The sequence below is a fragment of the Bacillus sp. ABA4_010 genome, assembly GCF_056159105.1.
On the sequence record NZ_JBSWUN010000003.1, the window covers coordinates 1,790,019 to 1,805,338 of the forward strand.

12 protein-coding genes and 1 pseudogene are annotated in these 15,320 nt (G+C 41.1%); 9 read left to right on the forward strand and 4 right to left on the reverse strand.

The window, feature by feature from the left end; genetic code table 11:
• Positions 1-3 precede the first annotated feature (3 nt).
• The 4 genes and pseudogenes from ACXAEO_RS10125 to ACXAEO_RS10140 all read left to right on the forward strand — a co-directional run bounded on the left by ACXAEO_RS10125 (position 4) and on the right by ACXAEO_RS10140 (position 6,260).
• Positions 4-447: a FixH family protein gene (locus ACXAEO_RS10125; protein WP_474880472.1), complete on the forward strand. Its 444-nt coding sequence runs from the start codon at positions 4-6 to the stop codon at positions 445-447.
• A gap of 756 nt (positions 448-1,203) precedes the next feature.
• Positions 1,204-2,037: pseudogene (locus ACXAEO_RS10130) on the forward strand (cache domain-containing sensor histidine kinase); the annotation flags it as partial.
• Between the two features lie 144 nt (positions 2,038-2,181).
• Entirely contained in the window at positions 2,182-2,982 is an 801-nt protein-coding gene (locus ACXAEO_RS10135; RefSeq protein ID WP_474884076.1) for a methyl-accepting chemotaxis protein, read from the forward strand.
• A gap of 149 nt (positions 2,983-3,131) precedes the next feature.
• On the forward strand, positions 3,132-6,260 hold the full coding sequence (locus ACXAEO_RS10140) for a UvrD-helicase domain-containing protein (protein ID WP_474880474.1): 3,129 nt from the start codon (positions 3,132-3,134) through the stop codon (positions 6,258-6,260).
• A gap of 159 nt (positions 6,261-6,419) precedes the next feature.
• Here ACXAEO_RS10140 and ACXAEO_RS10145 read toward each other — a convergent pair whose 3' ends face one another.
• On the reverse strand, positions 6,420-7,400 hold the full coding sequence (locus ACXAEO_RS10145) for a BMQ_0737 family morphogenetic spore coat protein (protein WP_474880478.1): 981 nt from the start codon (positions 7,398-7,400) through the stop codon (positions 6,420-6,422).
• A 285-nt stretch (positions 7,401-7,685) separates the two neighbouring features.
• Between ACXAEO_RS10145 and ACXAEO_RS10150 the strand changes: the two genes are divergently transcribed.
• The 3 genes from ACXAEO_RS10150 (at position 7,686) to ACXAEO_RS10160 (ending at position 9,672) form a co-directional block, all read left to right on the forward strand.
• On the forward strand, positions 7,686-8,117 hold the full coding sequence (locus ACXAEO_RS10150; protein WP_474880481.1) for an S-Ena type endospore appendage: 432 nt from the start codon (positions 7,686-7,688) through the stop codon (positions 8,115-8,117).
• Between the two features lie 41 nt (positions 8,118-8,158).
• Positions 8,159-8,545 carry an S-Ena type endospore appendage gene (locus ACXAEO_RS10155; RefSeq protein WP_474880483.1) on the forward strand — a complete coding sequence of 129 codons (387 nt, stop codon included), beginning with the start codon at positions 8,159-8,161 and terminating at the stop codon, positions 8,543-8,545.
• Between the two features lie 386 nt (positions 8,546-8,931).
• The gene (locus tag ACXAEO_RS10160) at positions 8,932-9,672 is read left to right on the forward strand and encodes a CsxC family protein (RefSeq protein ID WP_474880486.1); all 741 of its coding nucleotides are present in this window, start codon (positions 8,932-8,934) and stop codon (positions 9,670-9,672) included.
• An 85-nt stretch (positions 9,673-9,757) separates the two neighbouring features.
• On the opposite strand, the gene ACXAEO_RS10165 is transcribed toward ACXAEO_RS10160, so the two are convergent.
• The 3 genes from ACXAEO_RS10165 to ACXAEO_RS10175 all read right to left on the reverse strand — a co-directional run bounded on the left by ACXAEO_RS10165 (position 9,758) and on the right by ACXAEO_RS10175 (position 13,333).
• A complete protein-coding gene (locus ACXAEO_RS10165) occupies positions 9,758-11,167 on the reverse strand; it encodes a hypothetical protein (RefSeq protein ID WP_474880489.1) in 1,410 nt (469 codons plus the stop codon).
• Positions 11,168-11,348: 181 nt separating this feature from the next.
• Positions 11,349-12,152 carry a CsxC family protein gene (locus tag ACXAEO_RS10170; protein WP_474880492.1) on the reverse strand — a complete coding sequence of 268 codons (804 nt, stop codon included), beginning with the start codon at positions 12,150-12,152 and terminating at the stop codon, positions 11,349-11,351.
• A gap of 407 nt (positions 12,153-12,559) precedes the next feature.
• Positions 12,560-13,333, reverse strand: coding sequence for a CsxC family protein (locus ACXAEO_RS10175; RefSeq protein ID WP_474880494.1), 774 nt, complete (start codon positions 13,331-13,333; stop codon positions 12,560-12,562).
• A 202-nt stretch (positions 13,334-13,535) separates the two neighbouring features.
• Between ACXAEO_RS10175 and ACXAEO_RS10180 the strand changes: the two genes are divergently transcribed.
• Together ACXAEO_RS10180 and ACXAEO_RS10185 are read left to right on the forward strand one after the other, a co-directional pair.
• Positions 13,536-14,726 carry a ParM/StbA family protein gene (locus tag ACXAEO_RS10180; protein WP_474880497.1) on the forward strand — a complete coding sequence of 397 codons (1,191 nt, stop codon included), beginning with the start codon at positions 13,536-13,538 and terminating at the stop codon, positions 14,724-14,726.
• Positions 14,727-14,731: 5 nt separating this feature from the next.
• Positions 14,732-15,100, forward strand: a complete 369-nt coding sequence (locus tag ACXAEO_RS10185; RefSeq protein ID WP_474880499.1) for a hypothetical protein — start codon at positions 14,732-14,734, stop codon at positions 15,098-15,100.
• Positions 15,101-15,320: the final 220 nt, after the last annotated feature.

Sequence of the window (15,320 nt, forward strand, 5' to 3'; positions counted from 1 at the left end):
GTCATGAAGAAATGGATGATTGCGTTGCTGCTTGGCATGGGGACCATCATCACAGCATGCGGCCAGCAAGAAGCAGAGCCGGAAGTGAAAATAGTCGAAGTGGAAATAGTTGCTCCTGAAAAAGTCGAAATGAATGAAGAAACATCGATTGAGGCAAAAGTGACATACGGTGATGAACTAGTCGACGATGCAGAAGTGACCTTTGAACTCATTAATGGCGAACAGAAAGAGCGGATTGAAGCAGAGGGACAAGGAAAAGGGATGTACGGCATAAAGAAAGCGTTTACTGAAGAGGGGACATATGAAGTAATTGCCCATACGAACGCGAAAAGCATGCATACAATGCCAAGCATGCACATTCAAGTTGGGGACAAGGTCACGATGAATGAAGAACCGAAAGAAATGAATCACGAAGAGATGGAAGAAGACAGCGGCCATCAACATTGATGAAGCAGCGATCATTATACATAATACGAAACGCCCCTTCTTATGCGAAGAAGGGGCGTTTCGTATGAGAAGGGGCAATAAACATTATGTAGATGAAAAGCATGTGTGTTTGAAGGGATAAGTGTCTGATTTATACCAACGCCCCTATAAAACGTAATAATTACGATTTAAGTAGATTTTAATACAAATGAAAAAGAAACGCAAGAGAAATATTTTGTTCTGAAGGTGTTAGAAGAATGGGGGAAACATTTTTATGAGTGAGAAAATATTCCTATTTATCATCAAAATATTTAGGAATATTTTCTTAGAAAAATAATGACGAAATTCGTCAGATTCTGTAATATTATTCTAAGTATTTAAAAAAGCGAAAGGGGACTGAAAGAGAGCGTTTGTTTAACGATAGCTTGTCATGTTTATTATGAAGAAACAGATGCTAGACCGATTGAGGAGAGTGGAGGGAGTAATATGTTTAGTAAGCGTTTTCATAACATACAAACAAAATTTTTAGCATTATCAGTCATTGTCATTCTCATTACGTTAATAACCGTTGGTGGAATAGTCGGATATCAAGTAACTAAGCAGGCGAGAAATGACTATATTGCTAATTCTAACGGGCAAATGAAAATTGTCGCCGATTCCATCAACATTTTTTATGATCAATTAGATAAAGATATTCATATGATGGCAAATCACCCGCTCGTCATGCAGGCAGATGAGAGTATTACAAGTTATAAAGACCGTTCAGAACAGCTGCCCATGACTCCTTCACAAAATGGGGGGGTGGAGCAAAAGATTTTTGAGGCATTCAAGCATTACGGAGATTCGCATGAAGGGACATTATACATTTATTTGGGAACAGAGGAAGGCGGGTACATTCAATGGCCGGAAGCTGACATATCGAAAAACTACGACCCTACAAAACGCCCGTTTTACCCGCTAGCTGTAAACAATGATGGCAATATTGCAAGAACAGCCCCGTATGTAGACAGCACGACTCAATCTTTCGTGACGAGTAATGTGCGAACTGTTACGAATGCAGAGGGAGAGCGTATCGGAGTAATAGGTATTGATGTGCAACAAACGGCCATCAGTGATATGTTAAGCAAAATGAAAAGCGGTGAGACAGGTTTTTCAATGATTGTGCATAATACAGGTGTAGTTATGGCAGATGGGCATAATCCGGATAATAATTTTAAAAAATTAGAAGAAATCAACATAAAAGGCTTGGAAAAACTCTTGTCAAATGAGACGAAATCATTCGAAATTATGATGGACGATCATCAATATATGGTCAATTCATACAAGGTGGAAGGAACAGATTGGATTTTAGCCTCTTTCATGGCGGAGAAGGAATTAATTGCAGGGGCTGAAAAAATCGTGCTCAGCATTGTCGTCGTTTCCGCTGTCATGCTTGTGCTGACAAGTATTTTAATCATCATCAGTACAAAGCGAATGACCAATCCAATTGTGAAGGTGTCTAAGCATTTAGAAGAGTTGGCTAAAGGCGATTTTTCCGGAGAAATGGAACAAAAATATTTATCAAGGAAAGATGAAATCGGGACGATTGCGAATGGTGTCAATAATATGAAAAACTCGTTGAAAGGTTTACTTTACAGCATCCAAAATGAATCCGTCGCTATTGAAAAGGAAGTAGGGCATGTAACAAACACCGTGTATTTGTTGAACAGTCACTTAGAAGAAATAACAGCTACGATCGAACAGTTGGCGGCGAGCATGGAAGAAACATCTGCTTCATCAGAGGAGATGACTGCAAGCTCTAAAGAAATTGAAAGAGCCGTTCAGTCCATTGCCCAAAGGTCGCAAGAAGGAGCGGCGGCAGCGGGTGAAATAAGCAAACGAGCGGAAAGCACAAGAAAAGATGTACATGCAGCTCAACAGAAAGCGATGGACATCTTTTCAGCGACGAAAAACGAACTGGAAAAGGCACTTCAAGATTCGAAAGTGGTCGAGCAAATACATATTTTCTCTGCAACCATTATGCAAATAACAGAACAAACGAATCTGCTCGCATTGAATGCGGCGATTGAAGCTGCGAGAGCAGGCGAAGCGGGAAGAGGGTTTTCAGTTGTAGCAGATGAAATAAGAAAGCTCGCGGAGCAGTCAAAAGATACCGTACTGAAAATCCAGGATGTTACATCGAAAGTAACCAATTCTGTTGAGAATCTTTCGACAGGGACAAATAATTTATTGACATTCATGTCAGTGGATGTCAATAACGATTATAAGATCATGCTTGATGTAGCAAGCAAATACAGCAGTGATGCGGAGTTTGTAGATGAACTTGTGACGGAGTTCAGCGCTACGTCCGAACAGCTTTTAGCGTCCATTCAAACGGTGTTAGAGTCTATTGACGGCGTCGCTTCAGCATCTGGTGAAGGGGCGATCGGAACCGCTCATATAGCCAATCGAGTAGCAGATGCGAGCCATATGTCGAATGAAGTGATAAAACAAATATCCAAATCAAAAGACAGCGTGACAAATTTACAGGGGGAGGTAGTGAAGTTCAAAGTCTAAGCATAAAAGAACATGTTAACTGTTATAAATTAAAACCCGTCCGTTATAATAAAAGGGCGGGTTTTGACTTATTTTAGGATATTCTTATAGTATAATAGTCGTAGTTTGGTAAAAGCATGCAAAAATGAACGATGGAAGAGGAGAGTACGATGTATACGATTTGTCTTCATCCACAGGCAAAAGAAGAATTCGAAACCATGTCAGTAGATGAAGTGAGTTTAATTGATAAAAGGCTTCATATGCTTCGGCAAGGACATTGGAAAAATGGAACGCGAGTGAAAAAGCTTCGAGCAGTCCAAAAGCAAATCAATCTATTTGAAGCGAGAATTGATAAAGGAAACCGTATGCTGTTTACGCTTTTTTACGATGTTGAACTTGATGAGACGGTTGTTCTCGTGTTCAGACTTTCCTTGCATCATGATGATGTTATCCGCACAGCCCGCACCATTTTAGACGATGATATTGACTTTGTTTTGTATGAGAAAGAAGAGCTGATTGCTGGAGAGTCATTCCGTGAATTTGCTGATAGTCAAGCACCATTATGGAAAGCAGATTATGTGTTCCAACAGTTCCAGCAATTGAAAGCGTATGAAATTGATGATGAAACGCTGACCCGCTTTTTAATGAAGCAAGAAGAGGATGCGGGAGAATTTTGGGAAATGAAGTTGCGGCTTACTGGCGAACAGCGGGCATTATTAACAAAGCCACTCCCTTTGCTCATTAGTGGGACAGCCGGAAGCGGGAAAACAACCATTTTAATTCATAAAATGCTAGAGTCACCGGCGGTTCGGAAGCTCTATATTACGTCAACGAAACAGTTGAGAGATGAAGCAGAAAAGCAGTTTGTAAGTCTTGTAAAAGGGCTTGATGAAGAAGAAGAGTATCGGCGGCAGACGACTTTTTTAACGTTTAAAGACTTTATGAAGGAACATATGTCTGAGCGCTTCCAGACGATTGCGACGAAAGAGCATTTTATTCGTTATTATAAAAATATAGCAAGAGGTCGCCGAATTGAGAAAGATTTCCCGGCATTAATGGTTTGGGAAGAAATTCGCGGAATCATTAAAGGGGGCACCTTTCATTCTACGAATGCTTATTTAACGAAAGACGAATACCTTGCGTTAAGCGGCAATGAAGCGCCGAATTTTTATAAGAAGCGAGAACAGCTGTACAGTCTTTTTTTGTCTTACGAGCAATATTTAGCACAGCACTTTCTCATTGATGAGCAAGATTTGCTCGCGCAGTTGCTGCAGGGAGAACTGCCATCATACGAACTTGTACTATGTGATGAAATACAAGACTTGACGATGCGTCATCTTACACTATTGTTTCAATTGGCTCAAAATGACCCGTCACGTCTTGTCCTGTCAGGGGATGACCATCAAGTTGTTCACCATAGCGGGTTTCGGTGGGAAAATGTAAAAAATGCTTTTTACGATGCTTTCGGTGAGCGAGTAGCTGATATTCATTCTTTGTCGAAAAACTTCCGCAATACAGGACGAATTGCCGCTCTTGCGAGAGAAATTAACCTATTACAAAAAAATTATACTGATTTTAAATATAAAACCGATCAAGCCGTTCCTTTTCATTTCGGTGAAATGCCAAAGCTGTTGAAAGGAATGGAAGAGTCGGCTTTATTGCCGCTGCTTCGTCATTTTGGTCCATATGATGCGGTGCTCGTTCGAAGCGAGGAGGAGAAGTCAGACTTTTTGAAAAAAATGGAGAAGCGCTCACAGTCGATTCCGCTCTTGTTTACCATTAATGAAGCGAAAGGGCTCGAATTCCGAAGAGTGTTGCTGTGGAAAGTCATTCATGAACAGTTGGAAGAGTATAAACAGTGGAAAAAGATTGCTAACATTATTCGCCGAGACGAGCTTTTCCATTTTGAGGGGAATGCGGTTATGCAGCGATTTATTCGCTACGAGGCAAGCTTGCTTTATGTAGCGGTAACGCGAGGGATGAAAGAATGCCTCATTTATGACGGGGTTACTGCTTCTGACGTATGGGAGATGGAACGTGTTAAAAAGCAGCTCAATGTTCAAACCACGATTGAAGAAATAGACGTTCAGGGAGAAACGGTCTTTTCCGTGGAGGATTGGAAGGAGCAAGGGGATATCTTCTTTAAGCGCGGCTTATACGAGCAGGCTGCAAACTGTTATGTACGCTTACCGTCTAATGCCGCTGTTGAGCAGCGTCTATTAGTTTGCCGCGCTCATCTCATCAAGCAGCAAGCCGATTATGAACAGGCAGGAATATTATTTGAACAAGCAAAGCTGTATGATGAAGCGATCGAGTGCTATGAAGTCGCTAAAAAGTATACGTCCATTTTGCGTATTTGCCGTCAGATGGAACGAAGCGGGAATCCAAAATGGGTGGAATGGAGAAATGAATACAAAATTAAAGAATTTGATGACCGAAAACATTGGAATGGAAGTGCTGTTTACTGCATGAGGCAAGGATATTATAAAGAAGCGCTTATCCGATTCGAACGGTCAGAAGACGATAACTTTGAAGCAGTGAACCATCTTTATTATACTGCGCTTCATAATCCGGACATAGAGGTGGATGAGCTCAAATATATCGGTCGCTTTTTTGCAGAAAGCAAGAAATATAAAGATGTACATAAAACAAAGCAAATTCGAGAAAGACTCACATGGCTTCGTGACGTGGCATATGTAAAAGAGCTGCTCAACCGTATAAAGCCTGATTATAACGGAGGGGATGAAAAGATACTTGTTAATCTTTTTCGAGTCAACACCCCTTTAAACGAATTAGCTTCCTTATTTTCCAAAGAAGACCCGCACGTCCAATATGTATTTGCCCTAATGGGAGAGAAGAATGGATTAAGTACTGCTGCAATTAAGGCGATGCTTGAGCGTGCTGCTGAAAAAGGACATGGGGAAGCACAGTGCTGGCTTGCTTATTTACTTGAAGATGAGGGAGATATGGAGTTAGCTCTCCGTTACTATAAGGAAGCGGCTGTCTGCCAAAATGGTTCCGCCGCTTTCAGTCTCGGCAGTTACTATATGAGTATAAACAATGTGAAAGACGGCATGCATTGGATGAATGTAGCGCTTGAGCTGCAATATGAGGATGCATATTCTGATTTCGCCGTTTATTTGCAAAGGGGCGATGTAATCCCGCAAGATGTGGAGCGTGCCCAAAAAATGAAAAAGCAATACGAAAAAGCGGTTGACTACCGAAAAGAACAGGAACGAAAGCTGAAGCACCAGCTTGAACAGCGTAAAAAGGAACTGGATGCACAGTATTCATTTTGAGTGATGAAAAGTAAGATGGGGTGTCCGAAAAGAGAAAAACCATCTCTGGTCATACACCCCCGCAAAATGAACCGTGACAAACGCTCAGGAATATTACGGATTTTCATAAACAATCATTTTATTAAACATTGTAACAGCTCCTCTTTGTCATGACCGTTTTTATGAGTAAGGGGCCTCTTCAGGGAAAACGGGACAATCTTCCGGAGGGGGAGGAGAGACGCAATTCATAACCGTTTCCTCACGCGGTGTACAGTTGACGGCTGGAATTTCAATTTTGACATCTGCGATTGAAACAATGCTTTGGCATATTAACAGACTGATCGCCACATCAAGGCATAAAGAACATTTGTCGATAGGCGGGAGCGGGTATGCCTTGCAATCGGCTGCTGTAATTTCACAATCAATCTCCGTGCCAGGCGGAGCACAGAGAAGGATGGTTTCGACTTCGGAAAACGGAAACACACACTGGAGACAGAGCTGCCGTTTTCGATTGAAAAATTGCACAGTGACAAATCCTTGCTTCAGTAAATCGACCCGCTGCAAAGTAACTTTTTTTCCTTCTGGAGTGACAGTATGAACTTCTGTCCGGTCTTCCGGTGAGGTTAGCTCTTTACAAGTGAGCACACACCGATTTTGAAGAGATACAGGATGGCCGTGGCAATCGGATAAAAAGCACTTCGTCGCTCCAATATCGCGAAAAGAACGGAGCTTACAGTGACCTTCTGGATCAAAATGAAGGTTGATTTTAAATGTTCCGACACAAAAGAGGTCTGCAGCCTTTTCTCCTTCACACCGCACTTCGACCGATCGCAGTCGTGAAAAACTGCCTGAAAATGAACTTCCTTCTTCAACAGAAGCCGCTTTGTTTCCATTAATAAACACTTGAAGTGGTAATCCGCACCCTTGTTTAAATTCAATGCAAATCGATCCACCGATATGCTCAACCCCAAATGAGGTCCATAACGTAGTCCGTTCTTCTAATCCGCATGGGACATGAAAATCACAACATAAAAAGTCCGTTTCCTTCTTTTGGTCAAGCTGAATGTCTTCCTTCAATTTGATTAGCGTCGTCCGATTGACCCAGTCAAATATTTTAGGGACCCGCACGCAATGAGCGGCCATCACATCCTCTGACAGCATATTGATTCACTCCTTTCGGACATCGTTCCGTTTCAATCTCGCATTACGGTTAATCACAGGCTCGACTAACTATAAACGAGAGCGTACTTCTTTATCTTATGTGTGCATTGCCTAGTTGGTACGTGAACAAGCACGCCTTTTTCCGGGAAGGGTTAAAAAGAAAGGAGGAAAATGGGCCGGAACAAATGAGCGATTACCTATACATGGATGAGCTGTCCTGCATTTACTATTGTTAGGCAGGTTGTTACGGCTGTCTAACAATAAAAGACGATGGAGGTTTTTTATATGAGCTCATGTTCATGCAAAGGCAAAAAGCATGGAGGCGACTGCTGTTTTAGTTGTTGCTTTGAGAAAGAAAGTGTGCAGGATAAGCTTTGTTGTGATTTTACGGTGACAGCAGCAGCAGTCACATCTGGAACACAACCGTTTAACACTCTTTTCGCGACAGATGTTACCGTGTCATGTGAAAATTTAGTGGCATCCGGTACCATTAAAAACTGTGGGCCCGGTACTTTAACGGTTCAGTTCGTGAGAGGAGCGAGCATTGAAACGGGGCTAGGTGGGACTATCGTGAGAACATTAGTCATCCCGCCTGGTGGTTGCGCCTTGTTTACAGTTGCGCGTTTTGACACGATTCGTGCATTTGGCGCAGCTGGCACGTCTTCTTCAAATCCAACAAGTGGTGAACTTTGCCTCACTCCGCGTTATAGAATTTAATAGTATAGTTGCCTAACATAAAATGAATGGGGGATAAATATATGAGTTCATGGAAAAGAAAACATGGCGATGACTGCTGCTTTAGTTGCTGTGAAGAAAAGGAGCTTGTTCAAGATAAACTGTGCTGTGATTTTACTGTGCCTGAAACGGCTGTAAGTGCAGCTACAGCTACAGTCATTTATGCTACGGATGCAGCAGTGTCGTGTGAAAATCTTGTAGCACCAGGTACCATTAAAAACTGTGGGCCGAATATACTTCGTGTGCAATTTTTAAGAGGAACGACACTTGTTCGACAAGTAGATGTACCAGAAGGCGGTTGCTTTACATTTGTGGTTGCGCGCTTTGATACGATTCGCGCTTTTCTTCCACAGACACCGTTTCGTGCTACATCTGGCCAAATCTGTCTTACTCCGCGCTATACTATTTAATGAGAAATGGGAATGTCAGTTTCCTTTCAATCTTATCTGTCAGTTGATAGGTAAGATTTTTCCTGTTTTTAAGTGTTACGTAAAACCCTACATATAGTTTAAATACACTATTAAGGTCTATCATTTATTCTATTTTTCCTGTTTATTCTTGCTTTTGAGAGAAGGGAACGACTATTGTTACTGCAGGTAATTTATAAGGCGTGAAAGAAGGTGGACATCATCAACTCTCATCAGTAAAAATATGCGTATGTCTAACGACAACTGTCCATGCAAAGAAGCAGTTTAAAGCATATAAAAATAGTAAGTCAAAACAAAGAAGCAGCCAATTTATTGACGATAATTGCTGTGGACTGTCTTTGATTTAATTATATAAAGGAGTGGATTAAATGAAGAAAAATACAGGATGTAACGACAATCATGGCTGTCCTCCTGCTCAAAGTTGTGACGTTGTTCCTGCAGACCGCGTCGATTGCGTAACTCGTTCTGCTGATGTAGTTGTAGGGGCCAATCCAACTGTTATCAAAGTTCCTGTTCCGCTTGCCAATGTTACGTTAGAAGCGGATGTGGAAGCAGAGATTCATCTTCCGACACCAGCAAGAGAAATTAAACATATCCGTAAAAACGTGTCATTGAAACAATGTAAAGCAATTCCGTCACTTTTGTCTCCGCCAAGTGGTGCCGCTGCTCTGGTTAAATTGTACGTTACAGGGATTGTACACAAAAACATTCAATACGTCGAAGAGTGCACAGGCTTTGTCCGTGATTACAGCGTAGATGTGGAATTTAAATGTAATCAAACGGTTCCAATTTTTGAGGCGCTTCAATTCCCAGATATTCCAAATGTAGCACTTCCATTAGAAGCGCAAGGATTAAGTGTGAAAAATTCTGTGTTTGAAAGAAGAGAGCTTGCAGATAATGGTCATGGGGCAGATCGTTGTACAACAGGGTCATTACATTGGGAGCTTTTCAATGAGCCGATTAAATGTGAGTTAGATTCAGCAGTCATCAATGAACTAGATCTTTTTAAGGATTTCAACCGATTTGGCCAATTTGAAAGAGTAACAGAGAAGATGGAAGTATTGTTATTCTTTACGCTGTTACAAGTTCAACGAGTTTCCAGAAATTAAAGTAAATAAAAAATGAATAAAAATGATGGTAGGGTGCCTCTCATTTGAGACACCCTATTGATTAAGGAAAAGAATGCTAGTTTTCTTATTGAAGTTGCACATATTGCGCTTGTAATAGATGAATAGATAAGCAAACATTACTTTGTACACAAAGTTGACTAGTTCCATCTTTCGTTTCGAGCTGCTCGCTCCATGTATGATGGAGTTCCCCCAGTTCAAACTGAATTGGCTCGGTTAACTGTTCGTTATGCTGGTGATGGGCAATTGGCTCCCCATCTAAGGAGTGGAACATATATTCAGCATCCGCACTTCCGCCAATAATAGGGTTATGCATCCATTCAATCTTCTTTGTTTTGTTCCATGGTATATCAACAGTCATCGCGTGAAGCGACTGTTTTGCATCGTTACATAAATCGATAGTGGCACATAATATGCCTTTTATAAAGAGTGTATCGGAAGTAGTGGGTACATGACCTTGTACAGAATGAATGTTCCAATGAATGTTCGTAACGCTCCCTGTAGACGGGGGTAAAATAAAGGAATCAAAAAACTCGAAATCCAATTCAACCGTAGCCAGTAAGACAGGAAGTTTAACAATCAGAGAGTGATTGGATCGGGTTCCGCTTTGATACGTACAGACTGGTTTTTTCTCTTCCAGCTGTGATGATGGAGGAGCGTTTTCTCCACATATACCGTTGGCATCAAGAGAGGAGTCCTCTATTTCATCGCTTCGTTTTACCTCATCCACAGCACATTCGTCTTTATCCTCATTTATTATTGAAAGGTCGTCTTCGAGCGTTAAAGGAGGAGAAGGTTCTGTTTCCTCAATGTCAAGCAATGGATCGTGGTTAGAAGAAGTGTCCTCATGAGAGCTTGACGATTGTTCAGAATCAAGAGTGCTCAACTCGCTTTCGAAGGTTAAAGGAAAAGGAGCGTCTGTTTCCTCAGCGGTAAGCAATGGATCGTGGTCAGAAGAAGCATCCTCATGAGAGTTTGATAATTGTTCAGAATCAAGAGTGCTCAACTCGCTTTCGAAGGTTAAAGGAAAAGGAGCGTCTGTTTCCTCAGCGGTAAGCAATGGATCGTGGTCAGAAGAAGCATCCTCATGAGAGTTTGATAATTGTTCAGAATCAAGAGTAGTAAAGTCAGCCTCATGTGGCTTTTCTAATAATAAAAGGTAATCGTTTGTAGTTTCGTTCTCCTGACTTGTAGTCATTTCTTCTTCGTATTCTTCGTCATTTGTCTCTACATAAAAAAAGGCTTCATTTCTATTTTGGGGTTGATAAACGAAGCACTCTTCATGTGTTAACATATTTTTTCGTTGGTCCTCTTTTTGCTTGGAGGAGTGTACTTGTTGTTGTAATGTTTCATCCTCCTTTTGTTCTTCGTTATGCTGCTCTATATTTGTATGGTGAGAGCTGTTTACTTTTGGCGGAGGAAACATCAAGGGGGCAGGAACATTGACTGAAAATGAATTTGAAGGCTCTTTTTTCATATGGTTCATTTTGGAATGGAAGGAGCTGTTTATTCAAGCATCCTTTCCGCCGCCCTCCTTTCATGTGTTTTTCATCTATTTGTACAACGTTCCATCAATGACTTGTTTGTAGAACGCTCACAAAAAGAAAGGGATACTACTAAACGATGTCAGTATATCCCCACATTCATCAAGGCATTCCTCATTTACAGTCATCATAGTCATCATAATCATCAAAGTCATCATAACCGTCGTAATCATCATTTGTGGTAGAAGAGACGCGAACTTGCTGGTTTTGAAGGACTTTAACTGTTAAATCAAGCACCATTTTTTCCTCAAGGGTGGAAAAGTGTCCTTCGCCGACAGGAGATGAATGAGGGAGAGGGGTGCGGTCTACTGCTTCATCCCATTCGATAATATGGCTCGATACAAGCTCACAGAAAGGCAGCTCGTTATAAAACTGAGTACTCGTCTGATGGAATTGTGATAAATCGCTTGTCAGTAGTTCATCTTTTTCAGGAAAACCGGAAGATAGCGGTTTTGATACGAAAAAGTCAAATTCTTCACGGTGGTTCGTTTCGGGCATAGTCGGTTTCGTTAAAAATTTCTTTATTTCGGTGACGCATTGAAAGGGAATGTCAATCGTAAAAGAATGAAGATCAGAAGCAATTGATGCAGAAGTGCTTGGTTCAATTTCTTTACTTGGACTTGCGTACTGAATGTTTTTCCGGACAAAGCCTTTTATGAATAACTTGTTTGTCGGTAAAAGGAGGCGACATTGAGTCAATTTTACCCGCTTTTTAATGTCTTTAATTTCCAGTACGGGTTCTGGGAAGTCAATCATCGCGTCCATATTAATTTGAACTGTCACTTCAGCTAGCACGACAGGAACTTTTGCGACGATTTTTCCAATGGATACATGTGGACAATGCGGTGTATTATCACAAGAATGAAGGGAATTGCTGACATCTTGTTTTCCTTTTTTATGTTTATATGAATTAGACATCCATGTTCCTCCTAAAAAATCAAGATGGTTCATCATATGTGGGATAAATGACTATGTATGGGCGAATGCCCAGGGACATTTACGGAAAGTGAAAGAGTCTAATCTGCTTTCTTGAAAAAATAAGCGGTCACATGAACCTCAGCGGCATAAACATATAAAGGAGAGAAAAATAGGATAAAAAAACTTCCATCCGTGAGTAGTTCTCTTCATTCTTCACTGGACAGTTCTTCTTCTATTTAAACAAGTAAACATGTATAGATCGGAAGTGGAGTTTATTGCCCGTTAATGGGGGATGAAAGTGAACATATATAGTGTGTGTAAATGAAAAAAGCATTATCATGAGCATGTGTCCGATAAGGAAACAGTCATAGTAATGCTTTTACATTTCTTAGAGAGTAACAAAGATTTTACTCAAAAAGATTGTTGTCTTCATTTTCGTCAAGCGTGCCGTCAGGGAATTGCGGATTGCCAACGCGTACAGGTTGATTTTGTAGAACACGAATAGTGAAGGATACGAACATTTTCTCAACGATATGCTGGAAATAACCTTCTTCGAACGGAGCATGACCAGGTAAAGGTTGTCGGTCTGTCGATTCATCCCACTCAGCAATGCGACTTCTTAAAATTTCACAGTAAGGCAGCTGATTGTAAAATTGTGTGCTCACTTGATGGAATTGGGAAAGGTCATTCGATAACAACTGATCTTTCTCTGGGAAGCCTGGACCTAAATCTTGTGCATGGAAGAAGTCGAATTCACTTCTAAAGTTTCTAAATGTAGGCAGCGGTGGTGTAATGAAGTTGTCAATAATCGTTACGCATTCGAAAGGCACATCAACCGTTAGGGAGCGCATTTCAGATGAAACACATGAGCTGGAAGAGCCAGGGCAAGGAGTAGCGTATTGGATGTTTTTGCGGACGAATCCTTTTAAATACAAACGGTTTGTTGGAAGTAACAAGCGACATTGGATAATTTTAACCGTTTTTTTAATATCTTTAATTTCTAAAACTGGCTCTGGAAAATGGATGTTAGCCACCATATTTGTATTAACATTTAGTTGAGCTAAAATGACAGGAGCATTTATAAAAGCGTTGGCACGTGCTGGGAATCTTGTGGAGTTGCTCATACATTGTTCCACAGTGGCAGATGTATCAAAGTTAACACACTTTTTATCTTTGCTCATCTTAAAAAATTCCTCCTTTTTAATTTAAGGTACAGTTTATCCTATGCGAATAAAAATTTTTAGCATAGATAAATGAAGCAGGAAGAATGCGGATTTTAAGGCATATGAACAAGGGAAAATCTGTTTTCTCCCTGTGAAAATCGTTTAGTACGTGCACGAGTGGAAGAGTTCTGTGCATAAACTTCAACAGGAGGTGGGTAAGGTGGAAAACGATCATTTTCTTGCTGTTGATATCGGGAATAGCTGGTACAAAATGCTTGCTTGTGATAACGGAGTGATGAGTGAGTATCAAATGCCGAATGCGCTGGCGCTGTTTGATGAGCAATATTACGAAAAGCCTTATGACGAAGAGGATCTCGTATTGGAGGAAAACCTTATTGCTGAGGTGAAAAGTCAGGCGATTGTCGATAAACGGGAAATTTACTATATCGGAAAAGCAGCGGCGAGACAACGAAATGTCAGCTTAACGTCTTTTAACAATCAGAAAGTGGAAGAAGACCGTACGTATATGTTACTTTTTTCACTTGCTGCCTATCATGCACTGTCATTAAATCATGAAGAAACCGAGCTCGTATATGAGGTCAATCAGCTAGCGGTTTCACTGCCGACGACACAATATAAAGAGAAAAAAGAGCGATTTAAAGAGCGTTTAACTGGTACACATACAATTATTTTGCATAAAATTCCAGGTGTGAAAGAACCGAAAGAAGTGGCTGTGAAACTTCGAATTCATCATGTTATTGTGGGAGCGGAAGGGGCTTGCGCTTATTTAGGAATGACGCGTGACCAGGAGACGCTGGCCGTTAAAGATGAATTGCTCGTGAAAGAGTCTGCAAAAGGAATTATCATTGGAGATTTAGGTGGAGATTCGGTTGATTTTGTTGGAATTAAATATAACAAGCCTGTTGCATCTGTAGAAGGAGAACCGTTTGGAATTAATCAATTTCTTGATCAGATTATTCAAAAGGTGAGTAAGAACGAGCTGTACAAATTTGACTCACGGTCCGAGTTGGAAGAAAAACTAGCGGCGGGCCCGTCAGAGTGGTATGTCGAACCGTTTGCCGGTGTCAAAAAAGACATTAGCAAATACGTCATTCCACAGCTAAGGTCCATGGCGATGAAATATTTAGAGCATTTCGACCGAGTGCGAAGTGGTTCCAATGAAATTAAAGGAGCGGTTCGTTACATTGCGGTTGGAGGAGCGGTAAAACTTGCACAAAGACAACTTCAAGAGGCGGCTGTGAAGTGGGCGGAAAGAGGACGCCCAATTGAGCTCATGTTTCCGGAGCATTTGGAAAAGCTGAATGTTCTCGGTTTGATGATTTTAGCCAAAATGAATCATATGAAACATAAGCGCGATCATGCTGACGAGCTTGTTTCGACTAAAGGGTGACCGTTATGCCCAGAACGTATACAGACTATGCGAATAAAATTGCCTTGACCGTCCCGGAACAATTCATTGATGTCAAAACAGGGGTATCCCGTCCAATTTCTTCGAAAGTAGAAGAACAAATTCAATACCATACGAATAACGGCACATTGCCTCATTTTCTTTTTTCTGCTCTCCATCAATACTTAAAACCACGGAATCGCATTGCAGGAAACGAGGCCATTTTACAGGAGCTGTCGGAAATAAAACGAATGCTTGCACAAGGGTATATACCGAAAGAAGTGGGTGAATCGGCTTTTCCTACCGCTCTTCCTGTCGTTCGTCAATCAGTAGATTTAACCGAAGTGGAAGACGTTCTGGATGCATTCGGTGGATAAACAGTCACAAAAAAGGCGGCGGTCGGAGCTCGCCTTTTTTTGTTGGTGGAAGAGAAATGTCGAATTTTATATTTTGAATATTCTTTAAATTTATTGCAAAAAAATACCAGCAATGATTTAATAATGGTAAATAGATTACATACGAAAGGATGATGGATAGTTGAGTGTTGCGCGTGTGTGCATCGTACTGTCGTATGCGCGGTGGGCATAATTTATGCTT